The sequence below is a fragment of the Oleiphilus sp. HI0043 genome (genome assembly GCF_001634935.1).
On record NZ_LWEY01000879.1, the window covers coordinates 1 to 523 of the forward strand.

The 523-nt window shown below is 43.0% G+C and carries 1 protein-coding gene; it reads left to right on the forward strand.

Going from position 1 to position 523, the window contains the following annotated elements:
- Positions 1 to 74: 74 nt before the first annotated feature.
- A partial coding sequence (locus tag A3729_RS09855) for an FAD-binding oxidoreductase (RefSeq protein ID WP_231877402.1) occupies positions 75 to 523 on the forward strand: 449 nt, incomplete at its 3' end.

A 523-nucleotide genomic window follows, 5' to 3' on the forward strand; every position in this document is an offset into this window, starting at 1 on the left:
GACCTATATGGCCGGTGAATCAACGGCAAAAAGTATATTGCGTAAAATTAAAAAGTCACAAACGGAGGCTCAACATGCATAAAAATCGCAGCGCAGAACAAAACGTATTAGATGGTGTCGTTGGCTACGTTGAAGCCGTAAAAAAGAAAACCGAGATAGAGCTTAGTGGAAGCGACTTTAGCGAAGAGAAAGGTGCTACGCAAAAGACTATCGACAGTCTACATCCTAAACGCCTTCGTTTACTTGTTACCGATATTTTTACTGATACGCCATCCACGAATACTATTCGTGTCAAAGCACTTGATGGTTACCTTCCCCCTTTTCAAGCAGGTCAGTATATTAACGTTTTTGTTGAGATAAATGGTTCGCCAACTGCCAGACCTTATGCGATGTCTTCCTCTCCCACTGAACGAGACTATTATGACCTGACCGTTAAAAAGGCTCATAGCGGTTTCGTTAGCCATTATTTAGTTGATGATCTGAAGCCTGGTCAAGAGCTTACTAGCACCGGCCCAATGGGAAG